Origin of the sequence: Micromonospora pisi, from assembly GCF_003633685.1 — a bacterium.
GTDB lineage: Bacteria > Actinomycetota > Actinomycetes > Mycobacteriales > Micromonosporaceae > Micromonospora_G > Micromonospora_G pisi.
In genome coordinates this window covers 3922378-3935950 of sequence record NZ_RBKT01000001.1, presented here as the reverse complement: position 1 = coordinate 3935950, position 13573 = coordinate 3922378, and the positions used below count along the sequence as shown (strand labels likewise).

Sequence of the window (13573 nt, the reverse complement as noted above, 5' to 3'; positions counted from 1 at the left end):
GCGCTGGTCGGCGGCGGGGGCCGGATGGGCGCTCCAAAATGGTGGACAGGCAGCCTCGTCAGGGATAGCTTGACGTAGTGGATCAGTTGATGAGTACGGCGCTGACCGTGGACGTGACCCCGGCCGCCCGCGCCGCCGAGCACGCGGCGGCGAACGAGGCCAGTCAGCAGGCGGACCTGCTGCTCGGCGGCCGGCCGGTGCCGGGCTCCGCCCAGTGGCAGGCCGAACAGGACAGTCCGGTCGGCGCCCAACGGGAGGTGGCCGCCCAGCTCCTCCGATTCCGGATCGAGCTGAAGACCGGCATCGACCCGACCGGCAGCCTGATCGGGCTCCGCCGCTGGGGCGTGACCTGGGAGCTGATCGCCCGCGCCGCCGGAATCAGCCGCCAGGCCGCGCACGAGCGTTGGGGGCGGCGCGTACGTCAGGTGCTCGACCCGTACGGGACCGGCGAACTCGGTGGTCCGGTCGCCGACGACGAGAAGGACCTGGGCTGAGCGGTGCTGCCCGGGCCGTCGGGCGCCGGCCACCCGTGGCGCTTCCGGCCGGGCACCAGCGTGCTCCTAGCCGGGTGACGGGCGGCGGTTGAGCCCCTGTGCCCTCGCCCGGGGCTCCGGCCGCAACGCCGTACTTCCGGTGCCGGCGCCGACCGCGATCCCGCCGAACAGGTCGCGTACCGCCTCCCGCGCGTCGTGCCGGGGGCGCCAACCCAACTCCTGCTGGGCCCGGGAAGAGTCCACCAGAGGCACGCCGGCGGTGAGGTCGATCCAACCGGGTTCGGTGGGAAGCAGCCGCAGCCGCCACGCCGCCTTGGCCAGCATCCGGAGCAGGAAGATCGGCATCGGAATCGCCCGACCGCCCAGGTTCTCGGCGAGTACCGGTCCGTCGAGCACCGGCTCCGCGGCGATGTTGAAGGCACCCGACGCGTCACCACGCAGGGCCAACCGGTACGCCTCGGCGAGGTCCTCGGCGTGCACCACCTGTGCGCGTAGGCGCTTGTTCCTCGGTACCACCGGCAGCCGTCCCGAGCGCAGCCAGGAGACCGGCAGCACACGACCGATGAAGTAGCGGCGGATCTGGGCACCCGCGTCCCGTTGGAAGACCAGCGCCTGCCGCATCCGGATCAACCGCAGCTCGGGGTGGTCGTGTTCGACCCCGTCGAGCAGCGCCTCCACCGCCGCCTTGTCGGTGCTGTAACCCGAACCACCGACCCCGGTCGCCGGCCAGCTCTCCGAGACCCGGCGATCCTTCGGGCCCCGGGCGTACGCGCCGATCGACGAGGCGTACGCCATGGTCGTCACCCCGGCCTCGTCGATCGCGTGCAGCAGGTGCCGGGTACCGGTCAGATTGGTACGCCGCAACAGTGCCCGGCGGTGACTGGGCTGGATTTGCCAGGCCAGGTGGACCACCGCGTCGACGCCGCGCAGCACCTCGGTCAACCGGGGCACGTTGTCGGGCTCACCGAGATCCAGGGCGTGCCACCGCACCCGGTCGTACGGGTGGCCGGCGTCGGGCGGCGGTGGCCGTCGGGCGATCCCGATCAGCTCGATGTCCGGTTCGTCGGTCAGCCGGCGCAGCAGCGCGGTTCCGACGTTGCCGGTGGCTCCGGTGATGGCGATCCGCATCCCCGTCTCTACCCGCCCGCCGTCCCGTCATGCCTGTTCTGCCGCGCCACGAGGTCCGGATCAGGCCGGTTTGCTCCGTGCCGATCCGGGAATCCCTCGCCGATGCGAGCGGTGCTGACAAAACTCGAACAGGCGAAGCAGCTGGACCGGGTAGGGGACCAGATCCAGCGTGGCATCTGGTCCGCGCTGCCCCGTCGCTGGATGCGGGACCTGCTGCACGGGGTCTGGCTCGGACATCCACTGCACCCGGCGCTGGTCCAGGTGCCGATCGGCGCCTGGTCCGCCAGCGCGATCCTCGACCTGCTGCCCGGCCAGCGTCGAGCCTCGACCCTGCTGGTCGCGGTCGGCACGTTCGGCGCCGTGCCGGCGGTGATCGCCGGATGGAACGACTGGGCGTCACTGTCCCAGTCGCAACGGCGGGTCGGACTCGTCCACGCGATCGCGAACGGGATCGGACTGGCGCTCTACGGGGCCTCACTCGGCACCCGGCTGCGCGGCAGGCACGGCATCGGCCGGATCCTCGGCTGGTCCGGCCTCTCCGCGGCGAGCGGCGGCGCCTTCCTCGGTGCGCACCTCGCGTACAAGATGGGTGCCGGGGTCAACCAGGCCGTCCCCGAACTGCACCGCCTCGACGAGGGCTGGCATCCGGTCGCCGACCTCGGCGCCCTGCCCGAGGCGAGCCTGGTGACCCGGAAGGTCAACGAGGTTCCGGTGCTGATCTACCGGAACGGCGACCGGGTCACCGCGATGCTCGAACACTGCGCACACCAGGGCGGGCCGCTCGGCGAGGGCGACGTGATGAAGGTCGACGGGTTGGTCTGTGTGGTCTGCCCGTGGCACGGCAGCACGTTCCGACTGGACAACGGCGAGGTGGTGCACGGCCCGAGCGCCACCGACCAGCAGACCCTGCCCACCCGGGTGATGGGCGGGGTGCTGGAGATCCGGATGCCCTGACCGGGCACACGCCGGACCCTGTCGCCGGGCTCAGTCCCGGCGGTGTCGGCCGCCGTCACTGACGCCGCTGGCGGTGCTGGTCGCCGGGCGGCGCCGCAACCCGAGCACGGCGCCGATCTGGGCCCCGACGATGCTCGCCACCGCGATCACCGCCGACACCGCCAACGGCCGGTTGACGCTGTTCACCACGCTCGCCCGGGAGGCGCCGACCGCGTACGTGGTGACCTCGGCCGGTTGCTGGCGAGGCTGTTCCTGACTCGGCGCCGGCGCCGGCTTCTCCGGCGTCGGCCAGCCGTTGGTGGGCGGCTCGACCGGCTTCGCCGCCGGTGGGGTCGCGACCAGGCCGGTGGCGTGCTCGCGTACGCCCCGGTCCTCGGCGTCCGCCGGCAGGTGCAGCAGCTGACCCGGTTTGATCCGGTCCGGGTTGCGGATCTCGTTGGCCTGGGCCAGGTCCCGGAACCGGTTGAAGTCACCGAGGTAGCGGTCGGCGATCGTGCCCAGGTAGTCGCCCTCCTCCACCCGGTACACCGGGGCCGGTTCGTCGGCGGGGGTGCTCGGCGCGGCGAGCGCACGGGGTGCGGCGCCGACGCCGGTGACCGGCTGGGCGAGTGGCGCCGCGCCGGTCCGCCCGTACGGTGCCGCCGCCCAGGCGCTCGGGGCGTACTCGGTCGTCGACGGCCCGGCGGCGAGCGCTGCCGGCGCGTACCCGGCGGTCGTGGCGGTGACCGGCGCGTAGGGCGCGGCGGCGACGGCGCCGGCCGCCACCGACGTGGCCGCGGTCGCCGCCGGACTCGTCACCAGGATCAGGGCGGCCGCGCCGACCAGGGCCGCCACCGCCCGTTGCTGCCGGCGCAGACCGGGCAGTCGGATCGCCGGCCGGCGCAGGATCCGGGCGGGCAGTTCCACGAGTACGGAGAGCGCGAACGTCGCCCAGCCCAACCAGCCGACGATCGCCAGCGCGCGCAGGAAGAGTTGCCCGTCGTCGCGGCTGGTGAGGGTGTCGCCGATCTCGGCGAGTGTCGGCACATGGTCCGGCAGCGGGTTGCCGGCGACGGCGAGCAGCGCGATCGGCGCGCCAACCACCAGTCCGACCAGTACGAGGAGCGAGCAGAGACCGGTGAGGATCTGCCCGGTACGCCGGGCCGCCGATACGCGCGCTGCGGGCATGACGTCGCCTCCCTAGCTACGGATCCGTACGGAGCAGAGCGGTGGCAGTGCCGCGTACGGTGACGGTGTTGCCGAGTCCGAACAGGCCGAGCATGATCCGGTTGTACTGGACGTCGACGACGACGGTGAGGTCCTGACCGCCGACGACCGTGTCGAAGGTGACCTCGACCAGGTCGGCGTCGTCGACGTCCTCGATGTAGGCCGCGATCGCGGCCTCCGCGTCACCTTCGTCCACGACGATGCCGCCGCCGCCGATGGCGGTGCCACGGTTGATCTGCTGGCCGCCGACGCGGGCCGCCTCGGCCGCCAGATTGTCCGCCCGTTGCATGCTGCGTAGCTGCCCGGCGCCGTCCAGGGAGAGGCCGATGACCGCGATCAGTCCGGTCGCCGCCACCGCCAGGAAGGTGGTGACCCGGCCGGCGTCCCTCTCCGCTGCCCCGGTCGTCACGTGTCACCTCCGCTCCGGCTGCGGTAGCGGTCGAGCGGGGAGACGAAGGTCGACTCGCGCCAGTCGCTCGCGATCATGTCCAGTGCGGGCATGCTCAGGTCCTCGTAGACCACCAGGCAGCTGACCGTTGCCCGGACCGACACGTCCGACCCGAGCAGCTGGTCGAACGCCTCGTCGAGTGAGGTCTCGTTGTTGCCGACGATGCCGTCCAGGGCGATGGTGATCGACGAGCAGGTGAGGTCCGACCAGGCCAGCTGTGCTGTCACGGCTGCCGCCGCACCCTGCCGTGCCTCGTCGGGGGAGCGGGCGATGGACGCGGCGCGGGCGGCGTCGTGTGCCGCCGCCCCGACCGCCTCGTCCGCCAGGGCGGTCCGACCGGCCATGGCGGCGAGCAGGAGCAGGCCGATGAAGGCGGGTGCCACCACGGCTGTTTCCACCGAGACGGAGCCCCGGCTGTCGCGTCGCCGGGCGAGCCAACTCATGGGACCACGTCCGTCCACCGTTCCACCGTGCCGTGCGCGGTCTCGCTGATCGGGGGGAGCGGTATCAACGGCACCACGCGGATGGCCTGCCCCGTCACGGTCGCGCTCACCTCCGTGTCGCCGGCACCGACCGGGGTGACCTCGACCTCCGCGTCGAGCAACCAGTCACCGGCCCGGTCCAGGAACACCTGGGCCCGGGTTTCGCCGACGCCGTCACCGGCCTCAAAGGTCCGTTGCGCGTTCACCGCCTCCTGGGCGGCGTTCAGGGCGGTCGAGCGGGCCATGTACCAGATCGCCGCCTGGAGCGACACGAAGATCAGTACGAAGATCGCGGGGAGGACGACGGCCAGTTCCACCGGCGACGCACCCCGGTCCCCGTTCCCGGACACGCTCCGGTTCCGGACCACCCGAGTGGTCCGGAACCGGAGGATCGCCGGAACAGCGCGCATCGGGTCAGGGGCCGACGACCGGCGGGTTCCCACCGACGGGGTCGGCCGGGTCCGGGATGTCGTCCAGCCACGCATTGGTCATGGTGAAGATGAAGGTGGTCACGGCCATGGCGATGACCACCATGCCCAGGATGATCACGGCGGTCGGAACCGGGCTGTCGCCACGATCCCGCTCCTTGACATCGCGCATCTCCGCCCAGCGCAGCGCGATGGCGGTGGACAGATAGAGGACGGGCCTCATTACGGACTCCTCTTTCCTGGTGGATTGAGCTCGATCGGGGGTCGGGGGTCAGATTCGGGCGATGAACGGGTAGAGGATGAAGCCGATCAGGACGAACACCAGCAGCGCGCCGGGAATGTCCAGTCGACTGGTGACCGCCTCGGCCTTGGCCAGGCTGTCGGTACGGATCTGGTCGCGCAGCGAATCAGCGCGACCACGTAACGTGTCGTGTACCTGGGCGCCATCGGTCCCGGAGGACTGCATGATCGCCCCCACGTCGCCGAGTTCGGCGACGCCGATCTTCTCGGCCAGGTCCCGCAACTCGTCCCAGGGCGAGTGCATCTGCAACTGCGCCATCCGGAGCGCCTCGCGGATGCGTTCGAACACCCAGCCGTCACAGACGGCCGCCGCACGTTCGAGTGCCTGCACCGGTCCGTGCGCCGCCGAGAGTTGCAGAGCCACCAGGTCCAGATAGGCGCAGACCGCCTGCCGGAACTCCCCGCTGGCCTTCTCGGCCTTGGTCAGCACACTGCGGTGCGCCATGTACGCCGCGAGCGCACCGAGCAGCAGACCGGCCACCGTGGGTACGACGATCGGCAGCCGTACGCCGGCCATGAACAGGGCCGCCACCGTGACCACCGGCAGTGCCAGTCCGATCAGGCCGCTGACCACCACCGAGAGGGCGTACTGCTCCGACGTCTGACCGATCAGGGCCAACTCGCGGGTGGGCGGGCGGAGCCACCGGGTGACCCCGCTGATCCACTCCAGGTCCCCGGACGTGGAGGTGGTCCGTACGGGTGCGGCGGGCTGGTGCAGCCTCCGCAGCGCCGGCCCGAGCGCGGGAGTCGCCGGTAGTGCCTCCCGGAGCAGCAGGAAGACACCCAGGCCGGCCGCCGAACCGCCGAGCACCCCGATGGTGAGCTGCCAGTTGAGGATCACGCGAGCACCTCGTCCGGTGTCGGGGCGGCGAGGAAGCGGGCCGGGCGCGGCGGCTGGCTCATCGCCCGTACCCAGGCCAGCAGGGCGATGAAGGCGCTCCCCAGCACGACCATCACGAGTTGGCCGGACGGGCTGCCGTACGGGCGCATGTAGTCCGGGTTCACCAACCCGTAGCCGAGGACCAGCAGGGTCATGCCGGTCAGGAAGCGGACCGCGAACCGGGGCTGGGTACGTTTCGCCTCCACCTCGCGCCGGGTGGCCACCTCGGCCGCCGCCGCCGAGGCGATCGAGCCGAGTACGTCGCCGAGCCGCTCACCGCGATCGGTCAAATGCAGGATCAGCGCGGCCACCACCTGGTCGCAGACCGGGTCGGCGATGTCGTCGGCGAACCCGAGCAGCGCCGGCCTCGCCATCCAGCCGGCCTGGAGTCGGGCGGCGAGCAGCCGTACCTCCTCCTCGATCTCGACCGGGGTGGTGGAGACCGTGCCGATGATGGCCTGCTGCAGCCCCTGCCCGGTGCCGGACATGTCCTTGAGACGCCGGGTCCATTCGCCGACCGCCTCGATCCGGGCGATCGCCCGCTGTTCGGCCTTACCGGCGGCGAAGAGCCACGGGGTGCCCAGCACCGCCACCGTGATCAGCAAGCCGGCCACCGGCAACCCGGTGAGCAGGAAGGAGAGGGCGCCGAGCAGCACTGCGGCACCCAGGAACGCCTGGTGCCGGAGCTGCTCCGACCGGGTGGTGCCGCTGCCCCGCCAGATCCGCTGTAGCCAGGCGTTCGAGTCGCTCCCGGGCGACCGCGCCGGCCGGGTGGTGCCGATCAGCGCCACGACCAGCAGGATCAGACCGGCCACACAGGCCGCTCCGGCGAGCACCGCGATCAGCTCGACGTTGCCCAGTGGCATCACCGGACCACCCCGCTCATCCGGACCACCCCGCTCATCCGCGCCGCCTCAGTTGGCTGCGGCGTGGCCGGCGCCAGGCACCCTGGCCGGCCTCGATGTAGCGGCTCAGCAGCCGGGCGTCGTACCCGATCCGGAGCAGTTGGTCGCGGATCCGCTCCGGCAGGTGCTTCGGGACGGCCCGGCCGTCCGGCCCGGGGCCGAAGATCGTGGTGGTGGTGATCCGACCGCTCTCCCCGGCACCGATGACCTCCTCGATGTGCGAGACGAACCGGTGCTTGCGCCCTCCGATCGCGGTCTCGTCCTCGACGGTGACGTAGACAATCAGGTCGAGCGCGTTGCCGGCCATCCGGCGGGCCTGGTCGACGGTCATCTCCCGGCCGTGCGAGAGCGCCAGCTCGATGATCCGTTCGCTCACACCGGCCGGGGTACGGGCGTGGATGGTGCACATCGAGCCACGGCTGGTCGTCATCGCCTGCAACATCGGCACGATCTCGCGGGAACGGACCTCGCCGACGATGATCCGGAGTACGCCCATCCGCAGCGACACCGGGATCAGGTCGGCGATGGTCACCTCACCGGCCGGGCGCCCGTCGAGCCCGCGTTCGCCGTGTCCCTCCCGGGACTCGAAGCTCATCACCGCGCGGTGTCTGATACCGCGTCGGGTGGGGAGCAGTTCCCGGCTCTCCTCCAGCACCACGTACGGCTCGTCCGCCGGGATCTCGTCCATCAGCGCCCGGATCACGGTGGTCTTCCCGGCCCCGGCCAGCCCGGCCACCATGATGTTCAGACCGGCCGCCATCGCCGCCCGGAGGAAGTCGCGGATCAGCAGGTCGATCATCTCGTCCAGGTCGCCCCGTTCACCGGCGATCTCGTCGAGGCTCACGTTCAGCGTGTTGTGCTTCCGGATCACCGCGTACGGGCGGTGGCTGACCAGGTAGACCGCGGCGAGCCGGCTGCCGTCGGGCAACTGGAGGTCGAGCGTCGGCTTCGAGGTGGAGAGCGACCGCTCGGTGGAGCCGGCCCGCCGGGCAGCCGCCTGGAGGATCTCCACCAGTTCCTCGTCGCTGTCCGCGATCGGGTCGGCCCAGTCGACACCGCCACCGTGCCGGGTGATCCGGACCAGGTCGCAGCCGAGGATGTGCACCTCTTCGATGGTCTGGTCGACCAGCAGGGTCTGTAACCGCCCCAACCCGACCAGTTCGGCGGTGACCTGGTCGAGCAGGGCGCGTTCCTCGCTGGCGTGCATCGGCGTGCCGGCCCGGCGGGCGCCGTCGGCGTACTCGCCGACCACGGCGACCGCGAGCCGGGCCCGCTCGGTGTCCTCCTCGGCGGTGGTGAATTCCCGACCGCGCTGCCAGAGGGTGAGTCGTTCGCTGAGCTCGCGCCGGAGTTCGCGGACGACCGCGAAGTCGATCCGTGGCCGGTGGGTCGGCGGTGGGGTCGCCGGGGGCGCGGTGGGTGGCACGCCGAGGCCCACGACCGGGTACGCCGGGGTCTGGTGGACCGGGACGCCGTTGCCGTTGACCGGGGTGCCGTTGCCGTTCGGTGGGGAAGCCGGCGGGCGCTGGTGCCGACCGTTCGCCGGGATCGGCGGCACCGTCGAGGTGACGCCGTTGTCCCGTTGCCGGGGGTCGTGGGAGACCGGCTCAAACCGCATGCGGGACCTCCTGGACGGTCATCGGCCAGGTGAGTCGGGCCCGGCGACGGTCCAGCAGGGTGCGGATCGGCACCTCCAGGGCGCCGGCCGCGTTCATCAGCGGCCGTTTCGCCCGTACGGTGCCGCCGTGGCTGAGCACCTCGGCGGTACGCGGGTCGTGCGGCAGGTGGGCGATCACCGGCAGGCCCAGTGCCTTGCTCACCTCGCCCCGGCTGTGGCCGTTGCCGACCAGCAGGAGCCGCAGCGAGCCGGGCGGCACCCGGTGCTCGGCGAAGTCCCGTTCGATCGCCTTGACGGTGGAGCGGGCGCTGGAGACATCGGAGAGGTGGGCGCCGGTGACGACCAGCACGATCGCGGCTGCCCGCAGGATCGGCCACGGGGGTGCGACCACCTGCAACCGTCCACAGTCGACGAGCACGTCGTACGCCGGCTGGCCGCGTTCCAGCTCGTTGAAGAAGTCGGCGAAGCGTTGCCAGAGCGGGGTGACACTGCCGGCCTGGGCCGGGTCGACCACCCCGGGCAGCAGCAGTCGTTCCCGCTTGGGTGCGTCCAGGTCGACCAGTTGGGACCAGAACGACGTCTCCAGGTTGCCGTCGCGCAGTTCGCCGACGGCCAGTTCACCGATGCCGCGTGGCCCGCCGAGGGCGCCGCCGAGGTAGCCGGCGAGCACCGAACCGCCGGCCGGGTCGCACTCGGCGAGGATCACCCGTCGGTGCCAGGAGAGGGTGCAGGCGAGGGCGGCGGTGGTGACTCCGGGGGAGCCCTTGGCGGAGACGAAGGCGACCACGGCCATGTTCAGGCCGCCGAGGTGAGTACGACGGCGATCCGGTTGCTGGCGTTCAGGGCCACCACCGCCGGTACGTCGCGGACCGCGAGTGCCAGGTAGAGGACCACGGTGTTGCTGTCCGGTACGGAGGTGTCGATCACCGTGGTCTCGAACCGGGTGGTCGCCGCGTCGGCCTCGCTCTTGCTCTTGTCCGGCAGCCCGATCAGCAGCAGTTTGTCGCCGGGGCGGAGCTTCTTCGCCGGGACCGCGCCGATCCGCTGGCTGATCGCGACCTGTTGCTGGCCGGGGCCGAGCATCGGCTTGTCGGTGAGCTGGTTCGCGGTGAGCAGCGTGCCGGGGGTGAGCGTCACGGCGGCGCGCTTGCCGATCACCTCCCGGAGCCGGTTCGCCGCGATCGGAGCCAGGCCCTGACCGCCGGCCACCTCGACCCGGGTGACGTCGTCGGCGGTGAGCAGGCTGCCGACGGCGACCGGCCGGGCGACCGCCAGGTAGCTGCCGGTGGCGCGTACCGAGGTGATCGCGAAGGCGGAGCCGAGTCCGCCGAGTGCGACCAGCAGCACCGCCAGGCCGAGCAGACCGGGGCGGATGCGGCGTTGGCGGACCACCTTCGGCGGGGCCACCGGCGCGTCGACCGGTCCAGGGACGTTGCGGGCGGGTGCGACGGTCACCGGGTCACCACCTGAAGTTCGTCGATCTCGATTGCTGCCTCGTCGCTGCCCCGGGTGGTGGTGATGACGCCGCTCTCACCACCGCCGCTCCAGGTCACCTTCCAGTGGGTGACGGCGCTGATCTTGTAGGGCTTGCCCGGCTCGGTGGGCTTCGGATATCCGGACCTGTATCCGCACGGCGGTTCCGTGTTCGCGTCGGTGTCCGGGTTGAACTCTCTTCCCCACCCGGTCTCTCCCCGCCCGGCGCAGGTGATCTGTGCGCCGTTGCCCATCTTCCAGACGATCTTTTCGACCTCGGCGCTGATGGTGACCGTTACGCCTCGGTCCGAGGCGGAGTTCGGGATCGGCCCCCAGTAATTGAGCCCGTGGTCCTGAACCCAGAGCCAGATCGGCAGTCCGACCAGGCCGGGCTTATCCCCGGGCTTGGGTGCGACGCCGACCTCCACGGGCAGGAGGCGGATTTCGGCCAGGGCCTGGGCGGCGAGGTCGGCCGGGTCCGGGGCGTCGCCGAAGCCGGGCGGGGGTTCGGCCAGGTCGATCGGCACCTGGCCACCGACACCGCCGTCGCCGCAGCTCTGCAGGTACGACTTCATGCCCTCCGGTACGCCGTCGGGCTGGGGTTCCTGGAGCTTGTAGTAGCAGCCGTCCGCCTGGCTGAACCAGCCGAGCAGTTCGTCGTAACAGCGCATCGGCTGGCCGTTGCGGGTGCACTTGCGGGCAGTGCCGCCGTCGCCGCCGCTGCCGGGATCGTCGTCCCCCCCACCCGGGTTGCCGTCGTCGCCGTCCCAGACGTAGCAGTTGGTCTGGGTGGGTGGGCAGACCGCGCCGGGATCGGCGGACGCCGAACCGGTGAGTCCCAGGGCCAGCGTCAGGGTCGCGACCGCGCCGACGGTGAGCAGTCGCCGGCCTGGGCCGGTGCGCCGGCTCAGCACGGCTGGTCCCGGTGTGCGCTGCCGGCGCTGATCAGCCAGCGGCCGTCCGGGTAGCGGGTGGCGGTCGCGGTCGCGAGGTAGCGGCCACTGGCGGAGCCCGGGACCACCGACTTGTCCTTGATGTAGACCAGCCGGTAGCCGGTGCCGTCCAGGCAGTCCTGGATCGAGGCGGTGGCCGGGACGGCGTCCAGCCGGACGTCGGTCACCTGGGGATCGGAGATGAGCGTGCCGGTACGCATCGCGCCGTGCTCCTTCGCGTCACGAATGGCGAGCCGAACCTGGGTCAGCAGTGGATCGCCCAGATACTTCTTGAGCGCCGGATGGAGTGGATTCGACGATTTTTCGGCCTCGAGCGAGGCGTCGATATAGCCGGCATAGGCGGCCAGCGCGGCCTTCGACGCCGCTGCCTGCTCCGGGCCGAGCGGGGCTGTGGCGGCGGGAGTTGCGTCGAGTGACGCCGGTATGCCGGACTCCTGGTCCTTCGCGCAGCCGGCGCCCAAGGCGACCATCGCGATCGCGACGAGGACGGCGGGGAGGCTGCCCAATCGCTTTGCGCGCAACGGTTTTTCCTCTCTTTCCGTCGCTCGCCGTCGGAACGCCGGGGTGCTGGAACCACCCGGTCTGGGCTGGTGAAGAGGGTCGTGCCGGTGGTGCGGGCACGTTACGGCGGGCGTACGTGGCTCGTGCTCGAGCCTGCCGCCACCGTACGTACATTTACTTGTATGGATCTGTGCCGATCTTGTCCTTTTTGTATTTCACTGCCGGATCGGTGGGTTGACCCGTTGTTGCCCGACGGTTGTGCGTCACCCAAGGGGCGAGCATAGGCTGACCGCCGACGATGCAACAGAGGCAATTGCGGGGAACACGTACGGTTACCATCTCTCGATCCAATATCCATTGAGGTTCTTTGATGATGGTCGATGTGTATCGACTCGATCAGTGGTTCCCTGGCCGGGCGGGTCGCGCTTCTGCGCGTGCTGATGCACGTTCGGATGCACTGCGTTATACGGCGTATGGCGGCGATCTGGCCGTTTCCGTACCCCGGTCCCGGGGCGCTTCCGGCGTGTTGTCGGCCGCCTCCGCTGGGTTGCGGGAGCGGGTCAGGGTTGAGTCACCGCAGCCGACGTTCGTCGATCGAAGATCGCTCTTGGCTGATCATGAACTTACGGAACGTGTTGTCGACGATCGGGGCCAGTGGGGTCCCGCCGACCGTGTACGGAGGTCATCGTGTCGCTGACCGAGCGCCGGGCGAGCCCCGGGAGTCAATCACGTACCGGGAGGAACTGGTCGTCGCGGTTGCTGGCCGCCGTGACGGTCGCCCCCCTGGTCCGATGGCTCGTGGCCGCCGACTCCGTGCCGCCCGGCACCGGGCGCCGCGCCGCCTGCGATGCCTGCGGTGCGCCGTTCGGCCTCGACGGGCCATTGCGGACACTCTCCCCGCTGGCCCGGTGCGGCGCCTGTCGTCGGCGGATCGGCGCTCCACCCCTGGCGGTCGAGTTGGCCCTGGTCGCGGCGGCGTTGGTACTGGTGCTGGCCGCGCGGCCGGCGCTGGAGACGGTCGCGTTCGCCTGGTGGGCGCTCTGTGCGGTGCCGCTGCTCTTCGTCGACCTGGCGGTGCACCGGCTGCCGGACCGGCTGACGTACGCCGCCGCCGCAGGCACCTTGGCACTGCTCGGCATCGCCGCACTCGTCGGCGGTACGGGCGCCGGGGCCTGGTTGCGCGCGCTGCTCGCCGGTACGGCGGTGGCGTTGCTCTTCGTCGCGTCGACGCTGCTGCTGGGTCGGCGCGGCTTCGGGTTGGGGGACGCGAAGCTGGTGCTGAGCAGTGCCGCCGTACTGGGCTGGCTGGGCTGGCCGATGGTGGCATTCGGGCTGATGGTGGCCTTCGCGGCTGCCGCGCTGACCAGCATCGTGCTGCTGGTCGCCCGGCGGGTCCAGTGGTCCGGGCACCTGCCGTTCGGCCCGTTCCTGATCCTGGGCGGCTTTGTCGCGCTCGCCCTGGCCTGACCCCGGGCGGGGGTCAGGTCATCAGGCTGGTGAGGAAGTCACCGAAGCCCTGCGCGATGAGCATCAGGCCGCCCCCGATGGTTCTGAAGGTGTGCGCGGCACTGTCCGGCCGGAAGGCGATGAAGAAGATCAGGAAGGCCAGCCCTCCCCAGGCAAACACTTTCTTGACGAAAACTGGCATCTTTCCTCCGGTGGGGCAATCGGCCGTTTCGTCCGGCCCAGGGAGTTCGGATGACGAGGTTTGCCACGTCCTGGCTACTGACGCGTCCGACGAATCGCTGGCTTCCCGCCCCGAAGCACGGCAAACAGGGCGGACCGGTCCGGTCGGATCGTCGG

General features: G+C 71.2%; 17 protein-coding genes. 3 read left to right on the top strand and 14 right to left on the bottom strand.

Annotated features, from left to right (window positions below; translation table 11 throughout):
• Window positions 1-89: 89 nt before the first annotated feature.
• Window positions 90-494 carry a hypothetical protein gene (locus BDK92_RS16600; protein ID WP_121162270.1) on the top strand — a complete coding sequence of 135 codons (405 nt, stop codon included), beginning with the start codon at window positions 90-92 and terminating at the stop codon, window positions 492-494.
• 66 nt (window positions 495-560) lie between these two features.
• Here the strand turns inward: BDK92_RS16600 and BDK92_RS16595 are convergent, their stop codons facing one another.
• Window positions 561-1622: an NAD-dependent epimerase/dehydratase family protein gene (locus BDK92_RS16595; RefSeq protein ID WP_121157533.1), complete on the bottom strand. Its 1062-nt coding sequence runs from the start codon at window positions 1620-1622 to the stop codon at window positions 561-563.
• Window positions 1623-1724: 102 nt separating this feature from the next.
• Between BDK92_RS16595 and BDK92_RS16590 the strand changes: the two genes are divergently transcribed.
• Window positions 1725-2576 (top strand): Rieske (2Fe-2S) protein, encoded by an 852-nt coding sequence (locus tag BDK92_RS16590; protein ID WP_121157532.1) that lies wholly within the window; start codon window positions 1725-1727, stop codon window positions 2574-2576.
• Between the two features lie 30 nt (window positions 2577-2606).
• Here the strand turns inward: BDK92_RS16590 and BDK92_RS16585 are convergent, their stop codons facing one another.
• The 12 genes from BDK92_RS16585 to BDK92_RS16530 are packed head-to-tail and all read right to left on the bottom strand — an operon-like array spanning window position 2607 to window position 11739.
• Window positions 2607-3743 carry a LysM peptidoglycan-binding domain-containing protein gene (locus tag BDK92_RS16585; RefSeq protein WP_121157531.1) on the bottom strand — a complete coding sequence of 379 codons (1137 nt, stop codon included), beginning with the start codon at window positions 3741-3743 and terminating at the stop codon, window positions 2607-2609.
• 16 nt (window positions 3744-3759) lie between these two features.
• Window positions 3760-4191: a hypothetical protein gene (locus tag BDK92_RS16580; protein WP_121157530.1), complete on the bottom strand. Its 432-nt coding sequence runs from the start codon at window positions 4189-4191 to the stop codon at window positions 3760-3762.
• Window positions 4188-4673, bottom strand: a complete 486-nt coding sequence (locus tag BDK92_RS16575) for a TadE/TadG family type IV pilus assembly protein (protein ID WP_121157529.1) — start codon at window positions 4671-4673, stop codon at window positions 4188-4190. Before BDK92_RS16575 ends, BDK92_RS16580 begins: the two co-directional genes overlap by 4 nt.
• Complete coding sequence (locus BDK92_RS16570; protein WP_121157528.1) at window positions 4670-5122, bottom strand: TadE/TadG family type IV pilus assembly protein; 453 nt, start codon at window positions 5120-5122, stop codon at window positions 4670-4672. Before BDK92_RS16570 ends, BDK92_RS16575 begins: the two co-directional genes overlap by 4 nt.
• 4 nt (window positions 5123-5126) lie before the next feature.
• Window positions 5127-5363, bottom strand: a complete 237-nt coding sequence (locus BDK92_RS16565; protein ID WP_121157527.1) for a hypothetical protein — start codon at window positions 5361-5363, stop codon at window positions 5127-5129.
• 48 nt (window positions 5364-5411) lie between these two features.
• Window positions 5412-6278 carry a type II secretion system F family protein gene (locus BDK92_RS16560; protein ID WP_121162268.1) on the bottom strand — a complete coding sequence of 289 codons (867 nt, stop codon included), beginning with the start codon at window positions 6276-6278 and terminating at the stop codon, window positions 5412-5414.
• Window positions 6278-7186, bottom strand: a complete 909-nt coding sequence (locus BDK92_RS16555) for a type II secretion system F family protein (protein ID WP_121157526.1) — start codon at window positions 7184-7186, stop codon at window positions 6278-6280. The genes BDK92_RS16560 and BDK92_RS16555 overlap by 1 nt, the downstream gene beginning before the upstream one ends.
• 34 nt (window positions 7187-7220) lie before the next feature.
• Complete coding sequence (locus tag BDK92_RS16550) at window positions 7221-8843, bottom strand: TadA family conjugal transfer-associated ATPase (RefSeq protein ID WP_121157525.1); 1623 nt, start codon at window positions 8841-8843, stop codon at window positions 7221-7223.
• Window positions 8833-9636 carry a CpaE/TadZ family protein gene (locus tag BDK92_RS16545; RefSeq protein ID WP_121157524.1) on the bottom strand — a complete coding sequence of 268 codons (804 nt, stop codon included), beginning with the start codon at window positions 9634-9636 and terminating at the stop codon, window positions 8833-8835. The genes BDK92_RS16550 and BDK92_RS16545 overlap by 11 nt, the downstream gene beginning before the upstream one ends.
• 2 nt (window positions 9637-9638) lie before the next feature.
• Window positions 9639-10298 (bottom strand): SAF domain-containing protein, encoded by a 660-nt coding sequence (locus BDK92_RS16540; protein ID WP_121157523.1) that lies wholly within the window; start codon window positions 10296-10298, stop codon window positions 9639-9641.
• A complete protein-coding gene (locus tag BDK92_RS16535; RefSeq protein WP_246017074.1) occupies window positions 10295-11230 on the bottom strand; it encodes a hypothetical protein in 936 nt (311 codons plus the stop codon). The genes BDK92_RS16540 and BDK92_RS16535 overlap by 4 nt, the downstream gene beginning before the upstream one ends.
• Complete coding sequence (locus BDK92_RS16530; RefSeq protein WP_121162266.1) at window positions 11224-11739, bottom strand: hypothetical protein; 516 nt, start codon at window positions 11737-11739, stop codon at window positions 11224-11226. Before BDK92_RS16530 ends, BDK92_RS16535 begins: the two co-directional genes overlap by 7 nt.
• Window positions 11740-12526: 787 nt before the next feature.
• Between BDK92_RS16530 and BDK92_RS16525 the strand changes: the two genes are divergently transcribed.
• On the top strand, window positions 12527-13237 hold the full coding sequence (locus BDK92_RS16525) for a prepilin peptidase (RefSeq protein WP_121157521.1): 711 nt from the start codon (window positions 12527-12529) through the stop codon (window positions 13235-13237).
• 13 nt (window positions 13238-13250) lie between these two features.
• Here the strand turns inward: BDK92_RS16525 and BDK92_RS39035 are convergent, their stop codons facing one another.
• On the bottom strand, window positions 13251-13418 hold the full coding sequence (locus BDK92_RS39035) for a hypothetical protein (protein ID WP_170208597.1): 168 nt from the start codon (window positions 13416-13418) through the stop codon (window positions 13251-13253).
• Between the last annotated feature and the right edge of the window lie 155 nt (window positions 13419-13573).

What these genes read in the sequence shown, in the direction of transcription:
- BDK92_RS16575 (WP_121157529.1), bottom strand. Translation starts at nt 4,673, where the DNA reads ATGAGTTGGCTCGCCCGGCGACGCGACAGCCGGGGCTCCGTCTCGGTG.
- BDK92_RS16530 (WP_121162266.1), bottom strand. Translation starts at nt 11,739, where the DNA reads ATGGTCGCCTTGGGCGCCGGCTGCGCGAAGGACCAGGAGTCCGGCATA.
- BDK92_RS16595 (WP_121157533.1), bottom strand. Translation starts at nt 1,622, where the DNA reads ATGCGGATCGCCATCACCGGAGCCACCGGCAACGTCGGAACCGCGCTG.
- BDK92_RS16555 (WP_121157526.1), bottom strand. Translation starts at nt 7,186, where the DNA reads ATGCCACTGGGCAACGTCGAGCTGATCGCGGTGCTCGCCGGAGCGGCC.
- BDK92_RS16550 (WP_121157525.1), bottom strand. Translation starts at nt 8,843, where the DNA reads ATGCGGTTTGAGCCGGTCTCCCACGACCCCCGGCAACGGGACAACGGC.
- BDK92_RS16585 (WP_121157531.1), bottom strand. Translation starts at nt 3,743, where the DNA reads ATGCCCGCAGCGCGCGTATCGGCGGCCCGGCGTACCGGGCAGATCCTC.
- BDK92_RS16600 (WP_121162270.1), top strand. Translation starts at nt 90, where the DNA reads ATGAGTACGGCGCTGACCGTGGACGTGACCCCGGCCGCCCGCGCCGCC.
- BDK92_RS16570 (WP_121157528.1), bottom strand. Translation starts at nt 5,122, where the DNA reads ATGCGCGCTGTTCCGGCGATCCTCCGGTTCCGGACCACTCGGGTGGTC.
- BDK92_RS16590 (WP_121157532.1), top strand. Translation starts at nt 1,725, where the DNA reads ATGCGAGCGGTGCTGACAAAACTCGAACAGGCGAAGCAGCTGGACCGG.
- BDK92_RS16565 (WP_121157527.1), bottom strand. Translation starts at nt 5,363, where the DNA reads ATGAGGCCCGTCCTCTATCTGTCCACCGCCATCGCGCTGCGCTGGGCG.
- BDK92_RS16545 (WP_121157524.1), bottom strand. Translation starts at nt 9,636, where the DNA reads ATGGCCGTGGTCGCCTTCGTCTCCGCCAAGGGCTCCCCCGGAGTCACC.
- BDK92_RS39035 (WP_170208597.1), bottom strand. Translation starts at nt 13,418, where the DNA reads ATGCCAGTTTTCGTCAAGAAAGTGTTTGCCTGGGGAGGGCTGGCCTTC.